General features: G+C 70.4%; 17 protein-coding genes. 4 read left to right on the top strand and 13 right to left on the bottom strand.

From position 1 onward, the window contains the following. Window positions 1-84 precede the first annotated feature (84 nt). The 4 genes from MKK65_RS17320 to MKK65_RS17305 all read right to left on the bottom strand — a co-directional run bounded on the left by MKK65_RS17320 (window position 85) and on the right by MKK65_RS17305 (window position 4126). Window positions 85-1353 carry an N-acetylmuramoyl-L-alanine amidase gene (locus MKK65_RS17320; RefSeq protein WP_243959260.1) on the bottom strand — a complete coding sequence of 423 codons (1269 nt, stop codon included), beginning with the start codon at window positions 1351-1353 and terminating at the stop codon, window positions 85-87. Between the two features lie 132 nt (window positions 1354-1485). Then, window positions 1486-2049, bottom strand: coding sequence for a hypothetical protein (locus MKK65_RS17315; protein ID WP_243959258.1), 564 nt, complete (start codon window positions 2047-2049; stop codon window positions 1486-1488). A gap of 150 nt (window positions 2050-2199) precedes the next feature. After that, window positions 2200-2556 (bottom strand): phasin, encoded by a 357-nt coding sequence (locus tag MKK65_RS17310; RefSeq protein ID WP_058190767.1) that lies wholly within the window; start codon window positions 2554-2556, stop codon window positions 2200-2202. Between the two features lie 316 nt (window positions 2557-2872). Continuing rightward, entirely contained in the window at window positions 2873-4126 is a 1254-nt protein-coding gene (locus MKK65_RS17305; RefSeq protein WP_243959256.1) for a glycosyltransferase, read from the bottom strand. A 111-nt stretch (window positions 4127-4237) separates the two neighbouring features. Between MKK65_RS17305 and MKK65_RS17300 the strand changes: the two genes are divergently transcribed. Then, complete coding sequence (locus MKK65_RS17300; protein WP_243959254.1) at window positions 4238-5506, top strand: glycosyltransferase family 4 protein; 1269 nt, start codon at window positions 4238-4240, stop codon at window positions 5504-5506. 113 nt (window positions 5507-5619) lie between these two features. Next, the gene (locus MKK65_RS17295) at window positions 5620-5799 is read left to right on the top strand and encodes a hypothetical protein (RefSeq protein ID WP_058190764.1); all 180 of its coding nucleotides are present in this window, start codon (window positions 5620-5622) and stop codon (window positions 5797-5799) included. Between the two features lie 73 nt (window positions 5800-5872). On the opposite strand, the gene MKK65_RS17290 is transcribed toward MKK65_RS17295, so the two are convergent. The 4 genes from MKK65_RS17290 to MKK65_RS17275 form a co-directional block, all read right to left on the bottom strand. Beyond that, window positions 5873-7555 carry an acyl-CoA dehydrogenase family protein gene (locus MKK65_RS17290; RefSeq protein ID WP_243959252.1) on the bottom strand — a complete coding sequence of 561 codons (1683 nt, stop codon included), beginning with the start codon at window positions 7553-7555 and terminating at the stop codon, window positions 5873-5875. A 207-nt stretch (window positions 7556-7762) separates the two neighbouring features. Next, complete coding sequence (locus MKK65_RS17285; RefSeq protein ID WP_058190762.1) at window positions 7763-7969, bottom strand: hypothetical protein; 207 nt, start codon at window positions 7967-7969, stop codon at window positions 7763-7765. A gap of 193 nt (window positions 7970-8162) precedes the next feature. Continuing rightward, window positions 8163-9713: an FAD-dependent oxidoreductase gene (locus MKK65_RS17280; protein WP_243959251.1), complete on the bottom strand. Its 1551-nt coding sequence runs from the start codon at window positions 9711-9713 to the stop codon at window positions 8163-8165. A 98-nt stretch (window positions 9714-9811) separates the two neighbouring features. Next, a complete protein-coding gene (locus tag MKK65_RS17275; RefSeq protein ID WP_243959249.1) occupies window positions 9812-10702 on the bottom strand; it encodes a DMT family transporter in 891 nt (296 codons plus the stop codon). Window positions 10703-10887: 185 nt separating this feature from the next. Between MKK65_RS17275 and MKK65_RS17270 the strand changes: the two genes are divergently transcribed. Further along, complete coding sequence (locus MKK65_RS17270; protein WP_243959247.1) at window positions 10888-11790, top strand: YihY/virulence factor BrkB family protein; 903 nt, start codon at window positions 10888-10890, stop codon at window positions 11788-11790. Beyond that, entirely contained in the window at window positions 11769-12641 is an 873-nt protein-coding gene (locus tag MKK65_RS17265; RefSeq protein ID WP_243959245.1) for an alpha/beta fold hydrolase, read from the top strand. Before MKK65_RS17270 ends, MKK65_RS17265 begins: the two co-directional genes overlap by 22 nt. 8 nt (window positions 12642-12649) lie before the next feature. On the opposite strand, the gene MKK65_RS17260 is transcribed toward MKK65_RS17265, so the two are convergent. From MKK65_RS17260 to MKK65_RS17240, 5 genes are read right to left on the bottom strand one after another with little or no spacing between them, the layout of a single operon-like run. Continuing rightward, a complete protein-coding gene (locus tag MKK65_RS17260; protein WP_409565444.1) occupies window positions 12650-12880 on the bottom strand; it encodes a hypothetical protein in 231 nt (76 codons plus the stop codon). A 60-nt stretch (window positions 12881-12940) separates the two neighbouring features. Further along, window positions 12941-13582: a dephospho-CoA kinase gene (coaE, locus tag MKK65_RS17255; protein ID WP_243959243.1), complete on the bottom strand. Its 642-nt coding sequence runs from the start codon at window positions 13580-13582 to the stop codon at window positions 12941-12943. Then, the gene (locus MKK65_RS17250) at window positions 13579-14430 is read right to left on the bottom strand and encodes a shikimate dehydrogenase (RefSeq protein WP_243959241.1); all 852 of its coding nucleotides are present in this window, start codon (window positions 14428-14430) and stop codon (window positions 13579-13581) included. Before MKK65_RS17250 ends, coaE begins: the two co-directional genes overlap by 4 nt. Beyond that, window positions 14427-15449 (bottom strand): cation diffusion facilitator family transporter, encoded by a 1023-nt coding sequence (locus tag MKK65_RS17245; protein ID WP_243959239.1) that lies wholly within the window; start codon window positions 15447-15449, stop codon window positions 14427-14429. Before MKK65_RS17245 ends, MKK65_RS17250 begins: the two co-directional genes overlap by 4 nt. 10 nt (window positions 15450-15459) lie before the next feature. Then, window positions 15460-16071, bottom strand: coding sequence for a Maf family protein (locus MKK65_RS17240; RefSeq protein ID WP_243959236.1), 612 nt, complete (start codon window positions 16069-16071; stop codon window positions 15460-15462). Between the last annotated feature and the right edge of the window lie 57 nt (window positions 16072-16128).

Below are 16128 nucleotides of genomic sequence, written 5' to 3'. Positions count from 1 at the left end.
CCGGACGCTCCCGTGAGGCCCCCTCGGATTGCCGGTTCAGCGGCGGTGCGACGGGGCGTCGGACGTCCCGTATCGACACTTACTCTATGGTAAAACTGGGGCGACGGCGGCCGATCGACGGGTGATCGTCGGCACCTTGAGCGTCGCGCGGTTGCCGAAGAACAGATCGATCGCCTTGGCCATGGAGCCGGTGACACCCGCGCGCCACTCCGGCGATTGCAGCATCTCCAGGTCGCGTTTGCTCGAGAGATAGCCGAGTTCCACCAGCACGCTCGGCACGTCGGGGGAGCGCAGCACCATGAAGCGCGCCTCCCGGTGGGGCTTGGAGCTCATCTCCATGACCGGGGCGAGCTGGCCCATCAGGGTGCGGGCAAAGCCCGACGAGAAGCCGCGGGTCTCGCGCAGCGTCAGCTCCTGCAGGATGTCGGCAATGTCCGGGGGCGCCTCGGCGGCATCGGTCCCCGCCGCGGCATCGGCCTTGTTCTCGCGCTCGGCGAGCCGGGCGGATTCGATGTCGGTGGCCTTCTCGGCGTTGGTGTAGATCGTGGCGCCGCGCACCTGGGGCGCCGCCGAGATCGAATCGGCATGGATCGACACGAACAGGTCGGCCTTGGCCTCGCGGGCGAGGCGTACCCGGTCGGCCAGCGGCACGAACACGTCCCGGTCGCGGGTCATCCGGACCCGGTAGCGGCCGCTCGCTTCCAGTTTCTCGACCAGCGCCTGCGCGTAGCCGAACACGATGTCCTTCTCGAACACGCCGCCCACCGCGATCGCCCCGGGATCGGTCCCGCCATGCCCGGCATCGACCATGATCAGCGGCCGCTGGTCGGCGGGCTCGGGGGCAGCGCTGCGGGCCTGGGCGGGGGCCGGATCGCTGGCGGCGGCCGCCTTGCGGAACGCCTCGCGCTCGACGCGCTGGAGCGGGATCGTCAGCAGCACGGCACCGTCCCGGGCTCGGGTGACGGTCTCGATCCGCCCGATCGTAGCCGGGGCGGCGAGGTCGATCACGACCCGGGAGCGGCCGGGGGCGAACAGGCCGTAGCGGAAGGATTGGACCAGGCCGTCGCGGCGGCGCCCGGACCCGGAATCGAGCTGGAAATTGACCTCCGGCAGGTCGATCACCGCCCGGTCGGGCCGCTCCATCACGAAACCGCGGGCATCGACAGCCCGGGACAGGGTCAGGGTGAGCCGCGTGGTGCCGGCCTGGCTCGCGAGATCCGCCCCGATGGCGATCGCGGGCGCAGGTCCGGACGGCTTGTCGCCGTTCTGTGCGACGACCGGGGCACCTGCCAACGTCAGAGCGAGGCAGAGGCCGTGAACGGCAGAACGGATCAGGTGCGCACGGCTCGGCATCGGTCCGGATTCATCTCCCGCGCCCTCCGATGAGGCATAGGAGCGACAGGGTTAATCGTTGGTTGCCCGGTGCGGTTCGATGCGCCCGTGCATGTCGTCCCTATGCGACAGCCTGAACATGGCGATCGTACGTCAGCGGAACGCAACGATGCGGCTCGCCTTGCGGATGACGTCGCTCCAGCAGGTCAGCGAGGCATCGGCCGCGCGCTGGACCTCGCCCATCTGCAGACGCATCAGTTCGCTGGGCGAGCCGGCGTCCGACAGGGCGCGCAGATGTGCAAGGGCCGCTTCACCCTCCCCACGCATGTAGCGGGCGATCGTCGAGCCGATGCCGAGGCTGTCGGAGCGATCCGGCACGAATCCGGCTCGGCTGGGTGTGGCGACGCCTGCGGGGCCGGCGTCTTTCGGGACCGGCGCGTCGGACGGAAGCGCGACGGGCGGGATCGTAACGGGTGGGATCGTAACGGGTGGGACCAGGGCGGCCACCGGGACCTGGGCCTCCGGGGGAGCTTCCGGCTTGGCGGCGTCCGGATTCCGGCTCGCGACCGCCTCGCGGGCCCTGGAAACGGCGGCGTCCGGGATGGCCGTGTCGGTGAGCGGTGGGACGGCGCGGAGCGCAACGCCATCCGCAGCATCCGGAGCCGGCTTCGGATCCCATCGGGGACGGGGCGCCTTCGGTCGACGCGGCTTGCTCATGGCGCGATCTCCTCCTCATCCGCGTCGGGCTCCCTGACGGAGCAGCGGCCGGAGGGAGAGACCGTCTTCGGTTTGTTGTGTTCAACGACGCCCGGCCCGTCGGGCCGAGCGCCGCCTCAATCGATCCGCCGGCGGCGGACCGGTCGGTCTTCAGCGGGCGATGTTCTGCTGGGCGAGGGCGCCGAAATCCTTGGCCTGGGCCTGGAGGGCAGCGAACTGGCTGCGGACGAACTCGGACTGCAGTTCGAACGCCTCGCGCAGGTCCTTGGTGCGCGCCAGCTTCTGAGCGAAGTCGAAGGTCGCGTTCGCGTTGTTCTGCGCGTGCTCGAAGCCCTTCGAGACCGCCGCCGTCATGGTGGACTGGAAGGTCTGGCCCGAAACCTGGGCCTGCTCGGCGGCCTTCATGGCGTTCGCCATCATGGTGCCGACAGCGTTGCGCGCCTGGTCGACGCTCTTCTCGGCGAAGTCGCGCATCTCGTTCGGGATCTCGAAGTTCGGGGTCTGCATCGGGGTCTCCAGCACGCTGTCTCGGGTGGGACGCCGATCTGCGTCCGCGGTGACGCGTCCGTATATGTTGCAGTGCAACAAGAAGTCAAGTGCATAATCGGGGGAGGAGCAGGGCCATGAAAGGCCCGATAAAATGCCGGATTTCGGTATACGCTCAGTCGTCACGTCGCATCAACACCAACGCAATCGCTGATGATAAAGCTCGACCATTGCACGTCCCGTCGTGGCGTGGTCGCACCGATTGAACGCCTCTCTATATCAATCCGATCGTCTGTCTATAGGCCTGCGGGCGTCCTGAAGTCTTGCTAATCCGACCTCAGGCCGGTCTGGCGTCGGCCCGTCTATGGTGCATCGCACCAGGGGCTGTGCCGGCCAGTCCGGCATAGAGGGACCGAAGCGCGGCGGCATGCGTGGCGAGCGTCATCGGTGCCGCGCGGAACCGGGCTCGGGCATTCGCTCCGAGGGTTCCGACGCGAACATCGTCCCGCAGGGCCGAGAAGGCGGCCGTCAGCGCTTCGATGTCAGGGGTGACCACGAAGCCGGTCCGCCCGTCCCGGACTTTCTCGGCGGCCCCGGACCGTTCGGAGACGACCACAGGGATGCCGGCCGCCAGGGCCTCGTAGACGGTGAGGGGCCCGGTCTCGTACCAACGCGACGGGGCAGCGAGGGCTCGGGCACGGCTGCGTAACAGCGTCGAGACGGTATCGGGTGCCTGCCAGCCGATCACCTCGACGCCGGGCCGGGCGCGCAGCTCCGCCTCCAGGGGTCCGGCGCCGATGAACAAGGCGGGGAGCCCGGCAGCCCGGGCGGCGTCAGCCACGAGATCGGCCCCCTTCTCCCGGGTCAGGCGCCCGACATACGCGATGGCGTCGCCCCGGGCGGGATCGGCCGGCGGCCCGTCCACGACCCGAACCGGATTGTCGATGCGGTGATGAGTCAGGGCGTAGCCGCCGAGCAGGTCGCCGAGCCGCCGCCGGCTGGCGTCGCAGACATGGACGACATGGAGCGGGCGCCGATGAAGCGCTTGCCGGAGCGCCCCCGCGCGGGCGACGCGCACGAGCTTGTGAACCCGGCTGTGAGGATCGCAGGAGGCGGCCAGGCAGGCGGGCCCTAACGGTGCCAGCCCGCAGGGCTCACCCCGGTCGAACCGGTAATAGACCCCGTTCGGACAGGCCATGGCGTAATCATGCAGGGTGACGACCACCGGCACGCCGAGCCGGGACAGGACCGGGAAGATCGCCGGCGACAGAGCGCGGGTCCACTGGTGCAGGTGGAGGCAGTCCGGCGCCGCCGGCAACTCGCGAAGCACTCCCTCGAGGGCACGCGCCGCAGCCGCGTGCCAGATCCCGGTGGCCGCCGCCTTGATACGGCCCAGGGTCCAGATGTCGGGCAGCCCGAGTTCGATCCGCCGGATGTTTGGGTGGTCCAGCAGGGGATCGACCGGGCTCGGGATCGCCTGGACATAGGTGATCGCTAGGCCGGCCTCGGCGAGCCCCCGGGCCGATTCCAGGGCGACCTTCTCGGCCCCGCCGCTGGCGGTCGCAAATTCGGCGAGGATCACGACGTGCATGGACCATCCCGGCTGGAACTGCTGCGACGGTAAGTCCAGGCGGGTTTACGGAGGATCAACCGGCAGCCGTTACAGGTTTTCGTCCCGGATTTGAGCGGCGGAATTTCTGACGTGCACGTCGTCCTCGTCGCAGATCACGCCGCGATCAACGGTGGCCAAGCCAAGGTCGCGATCGAATCCGCCCTCGGGCTTGCCGCCCGCGGGTTCCGCGTCAGCCTGTTCGCCGCGGTGGGTCCGGTCGATCCCCGGCTTGAGGCCGTCGGCGTCCGGGTGGTGTGCCTGGATCAGGACGATGTCACGACGGCGCGGAGCAAGCTGGCTTTCGCGGCGCAGGCGATCTGGAACGGATCGGCAGCCCGCGCGCTGGCGGCCGAACTCGCGGCCTGCGATCCGCGCGACACACTGGTCCACGTCCACGCCTTCGCCAAGGCGCTGTCGCCCGCCATCGGCCCCGCCCTGCGGGCCTCCGGCCTGCCGTGCCTCTACACGATGCACGAGTTCTTCCTGGTCTGCCCGACCGGGGGATTCTACGCCTATCCCGAACAGAAGATCTGCCACCGGGTGCCGATGTCGGCTTCCTGCATCCTGGCGAAGTGCGACGCGCGCAGCTACCCGCGCAAGGTCGCCCGGATGATCCGCCATGCCGGGCTCACGCATGTCGCCCGGCTGCCGGACTTGTTCTCCCACGTCGTCACGATCAGCGACCTGCAGGAGAGCGTGGTCCGGCCGCTGATGCCCGCCGGCACCATATTCCATCGGGTCGACAACCCGATCGCTGTCACGCAGGCGCCCGTCCACGAAGGCCCGCCGGGCGACTTCCTGTTCGTCGGCCGGATCTCCACCGAGAAGGGCGCGCCGATCTTCGCCGAGGCGGCCCGGCGGGCCGGGGTGCGGGCGGTGTTCGTCGGCGATGGCTCGGAGCGGGCCGACCTCGCCGCCCGGTATCCCGAGGCGGTGATGCTGGGCTGGCGCGATCCCGCCACCGTGCAGGTGTTGATGCGAGAAGCCCGGGCGCTGGTGTTCCCGAGCGTCTGGTACGAGGGCCAGCCGCTTACCGTCTACGAGGCGCTCGCCTGCGGCACCCCGGTGGTCGTCAGCGATGCCTGCGCGGGCCGGGAAGCGGTGGTCGACGGCGAGACCGGCTTCTGGTTCCGCTCGGGCGATCCCGATGCGCTCGCCGCCCATCTCCGCCGCCTGTCCGACGACTCCCTCGCCGGCCGGATGGCTCGGGCAGCGCATACCCGCTACTGGACCGCGCCCCTGACCCCGGAGGTCCATCTCGATCGGCTGACCAGCGTCTACGACACCGTGATGCGTGAGGCGTCTGCGCCAGGCCGGGCGGCGCGGCTATCGGCCGGCCGGGCGGTGGTGACGGCCTGACGCGACAGCCCGATTGACACCCTTTGCGATCGAAAGAACCGGAAACACCCGGGCTCCGTCGCGTTGACGCGCACAGGCACCGAGCGTGCACCCGTCACGGACGAGCGACAGACATGGCCGACGACCACAAGCTGAAGAACGAGACCAAGCCCGGCTTCCAGCAGGGCAGCGCCAAGCCGGACGACAAGGCCAACCCCGCCAACAAGCAGGAGAAGATGGACGAGCGCCTCGACGACGCCCTTGAGGAGACGTTCCCGTCGAGCGACCCGGTCTCGGTGAAGATCACCAAGTAGCGGGTTCTCAAAGGGCTCAGCCCTTTGGCGGGGTTCGGGGGCAGAGCCCCCGAGCCTTTCAGTTCCTGATCCGTCAGGCGGCTTCGAGCAGCCGCCGGGCAATGACCTGAGCCTGGATCTCCGCGGCGCCCTCGAAGATCGACAGGATGCGAGCATCGCACAGGATCCGGCTGACCGGGTATTCCAGCGCGAAGCCGTTGCCGCCGTGGATCTGGAGCGCGTTGTCGGCAGCCGCCCAGGCGACCCGGGCACCCAGCAGCTTGGCCATTCCGGCCTCCAGGTCGCAGCGCTTGCCGGCATCCTTCTCGCGGGCCGAGAAGTAGGTCAGCTGGCGGGCGATGTTGATCTCCACCGCCATCATGGCGAGCTTGTCGGCCACCCGCGGGAAGCTGACCAGCGCCTTGCCGAACTGGACCCGCTCCTCGGCGTAGCGCAGCCCCACGTCGAGGGCCGACTGGGCGACGCCGATGGCCCGGGCCGCGGTCTGGATCCGGGCCGACTCGAAGGTCTGCATCAGCTGGGCGAAGCCCTTGCCCTCGACCTCGCCGAGCAGGTTGCCGCCGGGCACCTCGAACCCCTCGAAGGCCAGCTCGTACTCCTTCATACCCCGGTAGCCGAGCACCTCGATCTCGCCGCCCGACAGGCCCTGGACCGGGAACGGCTCTTCGTCCGTGCCCCGGGGCTTCTCGGCGATCAGCATCGAGAGGCCGCGATGGCCCTTCTCCTCGGGCTTGGTCCGCACCAGCACGGTCATGATGTCGGCCCGGACCGGATGGGTGATCCAGGTCTTGTTGCCCGTTATCTTCCAGACCTCGCCCTCCTTCACCGCCTTGGTGCGCAGGCTGGCCAGGTCCGAACCCGTGTTCGGCTCGGTGAAGACGGCGGTCGGCAGGATGTCGCCGCTGGCGATCTTCGGCAGGAAGCGGTGCTTCTGCTCCTCGGTACCGCCGCACAGGATCAGCTCCGCGGCGATCTCCGAGCGGGTGCCGAGCGAGCCGACGCCGATATAGGCCCGGGACAGCTCCTCCGAGACCACGCACATGGCGGTCTTGGGCAGACCCATGCCGCCGTATTCCTCCGGGATGGTGAGGCCGAACACGCCCAGCTCGGCCATCTTGGTGACGACCTCCATGGGGATGTATTCGTTCTTCAGGTGCCACTCATGCGCCTGCTCGACCACCTCGGCCTTGCCGAAGCGGCGCATCTCGGACCGGATCGCCTCCATGTCCTCGTCGAGGCCTGAGGCACCGACGGTGGCCGAGCCGCCGCCCTCGCGCATCAGCGCCACCAGGGCGGCGCGGTGCTCCGGGGTGTTGCCCTCGGCGATCAGCGTCTCGACCGCGTCGGTGCGGTACTGCGCCACCTCCTTGGCCGAGAGACCGAGCGATCCGATCGGGCGGACCATCTCGCCCTGGCTCATCGGGATGCCGGAGAACAGCTGGTCGAGATACTCGCCGGCGCCGATCCGCACGAGCAGCGTCTCGGTCTCGCCGAACCGTCCCTCCGCCTGCAGGCGCTCGGCATAGCCACCGAGTTCGGCCACCGCCTCCGCGTAGGTCGCGAGCCAGGCCAGCCCGTGGGCGGCATGCTGCTGCGCCTCAAGCTTGCCCGCATCGATCCGCCCATCCGTGCCGAGGATGCGGGTCCGCACCCGGCGCGTGGCCTCGGCCACGAGGGCCTTCGCGCTCTCGCCAGCAGCCTTGGTAAGGCTGACGACGTCCTGCGGCTCGGTCTGGATGGCGGGGGATGCGGACATGATTTTTGCTCGCGTGGCGTTTTATTGGATCGTGACTTCTAACCCGTCCGACGCCAAGGCCGAAGCAGATTTCATTTGTCGCGTCTTGAACTCAAGTTGAAGAGGACGACGTACGGTCCTTCGCAGTCGAGGCCGGTCCGGCCCCAGACCGCGCCTCGCGCCGGAGACTGATCAGCCGCAGGCTTGTTCGTCCGGAACGCGTCCGGCTCAGCGCTTCTGCTCGCAGCGGGTCTTCACGTAGGCGCCGCCCTCACCCGTGAAACCGGAATTGGCAGCCAGCACCGGTCCCTGGATCAGGCATTCCTGAAGCGTGTGGGCCGGGCCGGTGATCACGTCCAAAGCGGTGTCGCGCGAGCAATCCGGGGCCTGGACGGAGGCGGCACAGATCAGCGCGACGACGACAATCGAATTCATGATGCCTCCCAGGATGGCCCAGCTTCTCTGACGGCGGGCAGCGTTTTACTGAAGGATCGACCGCCAGAACTGGTTCCTTCGACATGAAGGCGCCCATCCCGACGATTCGACTCAGTACCGCTACGTCAATCGGCCGCGTACTGTCCTGGGGCTCATCGCCGCGCGCGAAGCCGGCACGCAGCGAAGCCGGGGGTCACACCAGCGCGGGGAGATCCGCGCCGGCCTCGATCACCTCCGGGCTCGGCACCCTGTCCTCGCCCAACAGGTGCAGGAAGGCGGTGAAGGCCGGGTTGCGCCCAATGCTGCAGGCGGCCACGGCCCGGTTCTCACGGACGTAATAGGCGATGAAATCCAGGGCCTCCGGATCGCCCTGCAGGATGAGCCGGTCGAAATCCGGCGCGTAGCCGCCGTAATCCAGGCGCTTGTCGCCCTGGTTGCTCCAGAAGAACGGCACGCCGGAGAACGCCTCCGTCGCCCCCAGGATCGCCTGGGCCGCGTGGGTCCCATGCTGCTGGGCCAGCCGCCAGTGCTCGATCCGGGCGGTGAGCCCGCTGCCGCGCTCCGGGAAGGCCGCGATGTCGCCCGCGATCCACACGCCGTCGGCGAGCTTCAGATCGGCACCGACCGGCAGGCCGCCGTGCTCGTCCGGCTCGGCCCCGGCGACGATCGCGGTCTCCGGCGCGGCGCCGGCGCCGATCAGCACGATGTCGGCTGGCAGCCGCGCGCCGTCCTCCGTCTCGACCGCCTCAACGGATCCGTTGCCGGCGATCCGCGCGACCTGTCCCGTTACGAAGGTCACGCCGTTGCCAGCATGGTAGCGCTTCAGCGCCGTCCCCACCGCCTCGCCGAAGCGCTTGGCGAAGGGCACGGCCTCGCGGGACAGTACCGTCACGGACAGGCCGCGCTTGGTCAGGAAGGCCGCCGCCTCCAGGCCGATGAAGCCGGCCCCGATCACCACCACACGCTTGCCGTGCTCCGCCGCGTCGCTCAGCCGCACCGCGTCGTCGAGGCTGCGCAACGTCATGACACCCGCGAGGTCCGTCCCATCGAAATCCGGCATCACCGCGCGGCTGCCCGTGGCGATCAGCAACGCGTCGCCGGTGAGCACCCGCCCGTCCGCAAGGGTGACGCTGCGGGCAGCCGGCTCGATCCGGGTCGCCTCGGCCTCGATCCGCTCGACATGGTGCGCAGCGGTGAAATCCGGCTCCAGCAGGGTCTTCTCGGCGGGCGTCGGCTTGGCCAGGAACTGCTTGGACAGCTTGGTCCGGTCGTAGGGCGGGTGGTCCTCGCGGCCGACCATGGTGATGGCTCCCGAGAAGCCCTCGCGCCGGAGCGTGGTGACGCAGGCGACCGCCGCCGCGCCGGTGCCGACGATCAGAACGTTCCCGATGGAAGTCTCGGCACGCTTGGCCGGGGCGGGCTCGGGGGTCAGCGTCGCCACCGCCTCGCCGCCCTCGATCCGGACGGGATAACGGGTGAGCGCCGTAAGGGCCGGCGGCTCCTCCAGGCTGCCGTCGGCGAGCGCGAAGGCCGCCTTGTGCCACGGGCAGTAGAGGCGGCTGCCGCAAATCTCGCCCTTGGCGAGCGGTGCCCCGAGATGCGGGCACTTGGCCTGGAAGGCGCGCACGCCGTTGGCGTCGCGCACGAACAGGACCGCATCCTCGCCCGCCTTGCCCTCGGCCTTGCCGCCGAGGGGAATTGCCTCGAGGGCGAGACGGATCTCGCGGGGCTTGTCCTGGTCCATCCTCGCCTCTCACGGTACCGACCCGGGCCGTCATGGCCCGCGCACCAAACCGCGAGGGGGTGAAGGGTTTCCGGGCCTTCGGTCGCAGGTCCGGCCGCTCAGGCCCGGCTCGCCACCGCGACCCCGAGTGCCGCCACCGCCATCCCGGCGCCCTGCACCAGGGTGAGCACCTCGCCGAACAGCAGGTAGCCCAGGACGGCTGCGACCGGCGGCACCAGGAAGAACAGGGCGGCGACGCCCGCCACCGCGCCGCGCCGGATCAGCGCCAGGAGCAGCAGGATCCCGGCCACCGAGTTGACCAGGATCGCCCAGGCGAGCCCGAGCCACAGCGGCGCCACCGGGTCGATCGTTGCATGGCCGAAGGCCAGTGCCAGCGGGATCGCGCAAGCCATCCCGCCCAGGAATTGCAGCGTCGCGTTGGCCAGGAGGTCTCCGCCGCCACCGGTCCGCTTCTGCCAGAGGGTACCCAGCGTCAGAGCCAGGACCGCGACCAGGCTGACCGCGAGGGCGATCGGCGGGATCCCGGATGGGTCGGCGATGCCGAGCTTGGGGGCGAGCACCAGACCGGCCCCGGCAAAACCCAGCAGGATCCCCAGCGCCCGCCGGCCGCTGACGCGCTCGCCGAGCAGCGGCCCCGCCAGAAGCGCCGTCAGCAGCGGCTGAAGGCTGCCGACCAGGGCGGCGATCCCGGCCGGGAGCCCCCGGCTCACCGCCCAGAACACCCCCGACAGGTAGATTCCCTGCATCAGGAAGCCCGCCACCATGGGATCGCGCCAGCCCGCCCAAGTCCCGGGCCAACGCACCCGGGAGGCCGCCGCGATCAAAGCCAGCAGCACGGCGACCCCGGTGAACCGGACCGCCGTGAAGCCCAGCGGATCGGCGTGCGGGATCACGGCCCGGGCGGAGATGAAGCCGGTCGCCCAGATCGGGACGAACAGCACCGGCAGGGCGCTGGCGGTGCGGGGGGAATTGCCTGAGAGGGTGGGCATGACGGCGCGGACGGAGCATGCCGGGGGGCAAATGGCAACGGCGATTCCGTACCAGGATCCGGTCGATTCGGCGTGGCCGTGGCGCGTCACCGGTCAGCGAACGGGACCGGACCGGCTCAGCGGCGTTGACGGGCCGGCCCGGGCGCCCTTCATCGGCGGGCCGGCACGAGGATCGTTGGACACCCGTGAACTCTCTCCGCAACGGATTCCAGGTCGCGGGCCTCGCGGCGCAGCGCTTCGTCGCCCATGACGGCTGGGCGATTGCCAGCCACATCGCGCTCTCGACCCTGACCTCCCTGTTCCCATTCCTGATCCTGCTGGCCGCGCTCGCCGGCCTGTTCGGCACGCAGTCGCTCGCCGACGAGGCCGGCGTCCTGATCTTCGACGCCTGGCCCCGGGAAATCGCCAAGCCGATCGTCGGCGAGGTCCACCGGGTGCTGACCGAGCAGCGCAGCGGCGTGCTGACGCTCGGCGCACTGTTCGCCCTTTACTTCTCCTCCTCGGGGGTCGAGAGCCTGAGGGTCGGCCTGAATCGGGCCTATGGGCTGCGAGAGAGCCGGCCGTGGTGGCTGACCCGGCTCGAATCGATCGGCTACGTGATCTGCGGCGCCTTCGCGATGCTGGCCTTCGCGCTGCTCGTGGTGTTGGGGCCGCTGATCTGGCGCAACGTCGTGCTGGTCGCGCCCGGGCTGGAGCCCTTGAGCCTCACGGTGGCGATCGGGCGGATCGCCGTCACGGCGCTGCTGCTGACCGTCGTGCTGGTGATCGCCCACAAGTTCGTGGCCGCCGGCCGGCGCTCGATCCTGTCGGTGCTGCCGGGGATCGGGGTGACGCTGGTCCTGTGGTTCTTCGCCGGCCTCGGCTTCGGCTATTATCTCGACCGCTTCTCGAACGCCTACGCGTCGACCTACGGGGGCTTGGCCACCGCGATGGTGTTCCTGGTGTTCCTCTACTGGCTGGCCGCCATGTTCCTGTTCGGGGGCGAGATCAACGGCACGGTGATCGCCGCCCGCCGCAGCCGGCTGCAGGCGAAGATGCTAGCCCGGCGGGCCGAGATGGAGGGGAAATGGACGGCCTCGAGCACCTGACGATCCGCGTGAACGGCGCGGACTTGCATGTCGCGCGCTGCGGCACGGGTACGCCGCTGCTGCTGCTCCACGGCTGGCCGGAATTCTGGCTGACCTGGGAGCCGGTGATGGAACGGCTCGCCGCCCGCCACACCCTGATTGCCCCGGACCTGCGCGGCTTCGGCGACAGCGACAAGCCCGCCGGTCCGTTCGGGGCGGACGACCAGGCCGCCGACATGGCGGCGCTGCTTGATGCGCTCGGCATCGAATACGCCGGCATCGTCGGCCACGATGTCGGCGGCGCGGTGATCCAGGCACTGGTGCGCGCCCATCCGGAGCTTTGCGCCGGCCTGTTTCTGTTCGACTTCGTCTATCCCGGGATCGGTCCCCGCCTCGGGGCGCCCGACCAGCTCAGCGAGATCTGGTACCAGTCCTTCAACCAGATGGACCTGGCGCTGACGCTGGTGGGCGCCAGCCGGGAGAGCTGCGCCGCCTATATCGGCCACTTCCTGCGTCACTGGTCGCACCGCAAGGACGCGTTCGATCCCGTGATGGACGCCTTCGCGGACACCTTCTGGAAGCCGGGAAATCTCGCGGGCGGTTTCGCGCATTACCGGGCAGCCCATGCCGGCCGGATCGCGATGCTGAAGGGCGAGGCCCCGCCCCTGCCGCCGATCGCCGTGCCGACCTGCGTGCGCTGGGCCGAGCACGACCCGATCTTCCCCTATGCCTGGACCGACCGCCTGGGCGAGACGTTTTCGAATCTCGATCTGGCGCTGCTCCCGGGCGTCGGCCACTTTCCCCACCGGGAGGATCCCGACCGGGCGGCGGCCGAAATCGCGGGGTTTTTCGGGCGGATCGGGTGGGCCTGAGATAGGTTTTAGCGGGATTGGTTGCGGTAGACGCAGTCGCGCCCGCGATCCTCGTACCCGCCCGGGCAGGCGGTGACGCAGGCGCCGGCCGCGAGCTTCTTCGGGGGCGGGCAGGCGCCGGCAACTTGCGCCTCGGCCGGCACGGCCGCGAGCAGCGGCAGGATCAGCAACGCGATCAAGACCTTGGCCATGATCGCGAGGTTCGCCGAGGTCCGGCCGATCCCTTGGAGATACCGCATCGTCGTCGTCCATCCCGCAGCCGGATCGGTCAGCGGGAGATATGCCGTCCCGCGGCCGCGTCACCCGGCGGCGGGGTGTTCCGGCGCACGACGCTCCACCAGCGCGGCCACGATCCGCGTCACCTCGGCCTCGGCGGCGGGAAAGCCCCGGCTGGTATCGATCACGAAATCCGCCCGGGCCCGCTTCTCGGCATCCGGCATCTGCTTGGCCAGGATCGCCGCGAAGGCGTCCGCGGTCATGCCGGGACGGGCCAGGACCCGGGCGCGTTGAACCTCGGGGGGGGCGCTGACCACCGCGACTGCGTCGCAGCGGCTTTCGCCCCCGGTCTCGTAGAGGAGCGGGATGTCGAGGACGACCAGGGGCGCGTCCGCGTGCCGGGCCAGGAACGCCGTGCTGGCCGCCCGGACCAGCGGATGGACAATGGCTTCGAGCGCCGCCATCCGGCCGGAATCGCCGAGCACCGCCGCGCGCAGGCGGGCGCGGTCGACGCCGCTCTGCGGGTCGAGCACGCCGGGAAAGGCCGTTCCGATCGCCGCGGCGGCCTCGCCCCCTGGACCGTAGAGGGCGTGGACGGTCGCGTCGGCATCGTGGACCGGGACGCCGAGCGCTGAAAACATCTTGGCGGTGGCCGACTTGCCCATGCCGATCGAGCCGGTCAGGCCGAGAATGACGGGGCGGCTGACGGGAGGCCCCTTGGTCATCCGGCGAGATCCGCCACGATCCGGTCCCGCAGGCCCGGGGTGACGGCGGGGCGCAGGCCGAACCAAGCCTCAAAACCCGGCACCGCCTGGTGTAGCAGCATTCCGAGACCGTCCACCGCCGCGAGTCCCCGGCGGCGCGCCGCCGCGAGCAGGTCCGTCTCCAGGGGGGCGTAGACGATGTCGGCCACCGCGGCGGAGGCCGGCAGCGGAGTGAGATCGATAGCGAGCGGCGGCTGGCCCTTCATGCCGAGCGCGGTGGTGTTGACCAACAGCCCCGCCCCTGCGAGCGCCTCAGGCAGGTCGTCCCAGGCAAGCGCCGCAGCGATCCCCGGTGCCAGGGCCGCCAGGGTCTCGGCCCGGGCGCGGGTGCGGTTGGCGATCAGGATACGGCTCAGGCCGTTCTCGGCAAGGCCCACCACGATCGCCCGCGCCGCCCCGCCGGCGCCCAGCACCAATGCGGTGCCGCCGGCCCGCTCGGGCCAACCGGCGCCGAGGCTGTGGTCGAGATGGGCACAGAAGCCCGGCGCATCGGTGTTGTCGCCGCGGATCCGGCCGTCGGACTCGACCACCAGGGTGTTCACCGCCCCGATCTTTCTCGCCCGCGGCGTTAGGGTGTCGGCCAGCGCGAAGGCCGCCTCCTTGTGGGGGATCGTGACGTTGCCGCCCCGGAAGCCGGATTCCGGCAGCGCCCGGAGGAAGTCGGGAAACGCCGCCGGGGCGACGTCCAGGCGCTCGTAGGAGCCCGGGATGCCGTGCTGGCTAAGCCAATAGCCGTGAATGAGCGGCGAGCGTGAATGCGCGATCGGGTGGCCGACCACGAAGGCCCGGGGGATCGGGGCCGCGCTCACGCAGCGCACGCCGCGGCGAGCCGGCAGGCCGGGCCGCCGGCCGCCTCGATCTGCAAGGTGGCGTGGCCGATGCCGAAGCGGGTGCGCAGGCCTTCGGCGGTCTCCGCCAGGAAGCCGTTGCCCGGGTGGTCCTCGGCGATCACCAGATGGACCGTGAGGGCGACGCTGGTGGTGCTCATCGGCCAGATGTGCAGGTCGTGGAGATCGATCACCCCGGGCCGGTCGCGCAGGAAGCCGGTCACCGCCTCCGGGGAGATCTCCGGCGGCACCGCGTCGAGGGACATCGCCACGCTGTCGCGCAAGAGCCCCCAGGTCGCCCAGACCACCAGCCCCGCGATGGCAAGGCTGACCGCAGGGTCCAGCCAGGCGAGACCGGTGAGCTGGATCACCAGGCCGGCGACCACGACCCCGGCCGAGACCGCGGCATCGGCCATCATGTGCAGGAAGGCGCCGCGGATGTTGATGTCGCCCTTGGCCCCGCTGGCAAACAGCCAGGCGGTGACGCCGTTGACCAGGATGCCGATGGCGGCGACCACCATCACGATGGTGCCGACCACCGGCTCCGGGTGGACCAGCCGGACCAGGGCCTCCCAGATCACTGCGCCCATGGCGATCAGCAGGAAGACGGCGTTGAACAGCGCCGCCAGGATCGAGGAGCCGCGATAGCCGTAGGTGAAGCGGGCGCTGGCTTGGCGGCGCACCAGGATGGCGGCGATCCAGGCGGCGGCGAGGCCCAGCACGTCGGAGAGGTTGTGGCCGGCATCGGCCACCAGCGACATCGAGTTGCTGAGATAGCCGTAGGCGGCCTCGACCACCACGAAACCGGTGTTGAGCACGATGCCGATCCCGAAGGCCGGCCCGAAATTCTTCGGCGCGTGGATGTGGCCGCCATGGCCTCCATGCGCGTGACCGCCATGGGCATGCCCCCCGGATCGGCCAGCCGTCGAAGAATTGCCGGGGCCAGTCTGCGAAGCGCCTTCGCAGGCAGCGCCTCCATGCGAATGATCGTGCCCGGCCACGCGATGCTCCCTAGAAATCCAGATAGCCGGCTGCACGCAGGCGGGCGAGCATCGGCAGCAGCGGCAGGCCGAGCACGGTCGAATGGTCGCCGGCGACCGATTCGAACAGGTGGATGCCCGGCCCTTCCAGCTGGTAGCCGCCGACGCTGGCGCACACCTTGTCCGCGCCGGCACAGTCCACATAGGCGGCGATCGCCCGGGTATCGAGGGGGCGGATCGTCAGCCGGGCGGTTTCCACGAAGCCGTCGTTCAGGGTCCCGGCGAGCGCCACCGCGGCATGCAGGGCGTGGGTGCGGCCGGCGAGGCGGGCGAGCTGGGCCCGCGCCTCGTCCGGATCCCGGGGCTTGTGGAAGATCGTGCCGTCGAGCTCCAGCACCTGGTCGGCGCCGATCACGACCCGTCCCGGATGGCGGGATGCCACCGCGTCGGCCTTGGCGCGGGCGAGGCGCAGGGCGAGCGCGGGCGGCGACAGCCCCCTGCTCGAGGCCTCCAGGGCGCGCTCGTCGATGTCGGGGGAGGCGGTCTCCACCGGAAGCGCCGCGCTCTCCAGCAGGAGGCGCCGGGTCGGGCTGGTGGAGGCGAGGAGGAGCGGATCCGGACGGAGCCAGGGCGAGCGGGGCATCGCGCCAGTGTCACGGATCGGGCGCGGGAGGCAAGACGCCGGACAGGGACTTGGCTG

Origin of the sequence: Methylobacterium sp. J-001, assembly GCF_022829565.1 — a bacterium.
In the GTDB taxonomy this organism is placed as follows: domain Bacteria; phylum Pseudomonadota; class Alphaproteobacteria; order Rhizobiales; family Beijerinckiaceae; genus Methylobacterium.
The sequence above is the reverse complement of the archived record's forward strand: the minus strand, read 5'-3'. Positions and strand labels throughout refer to the sequence as shown.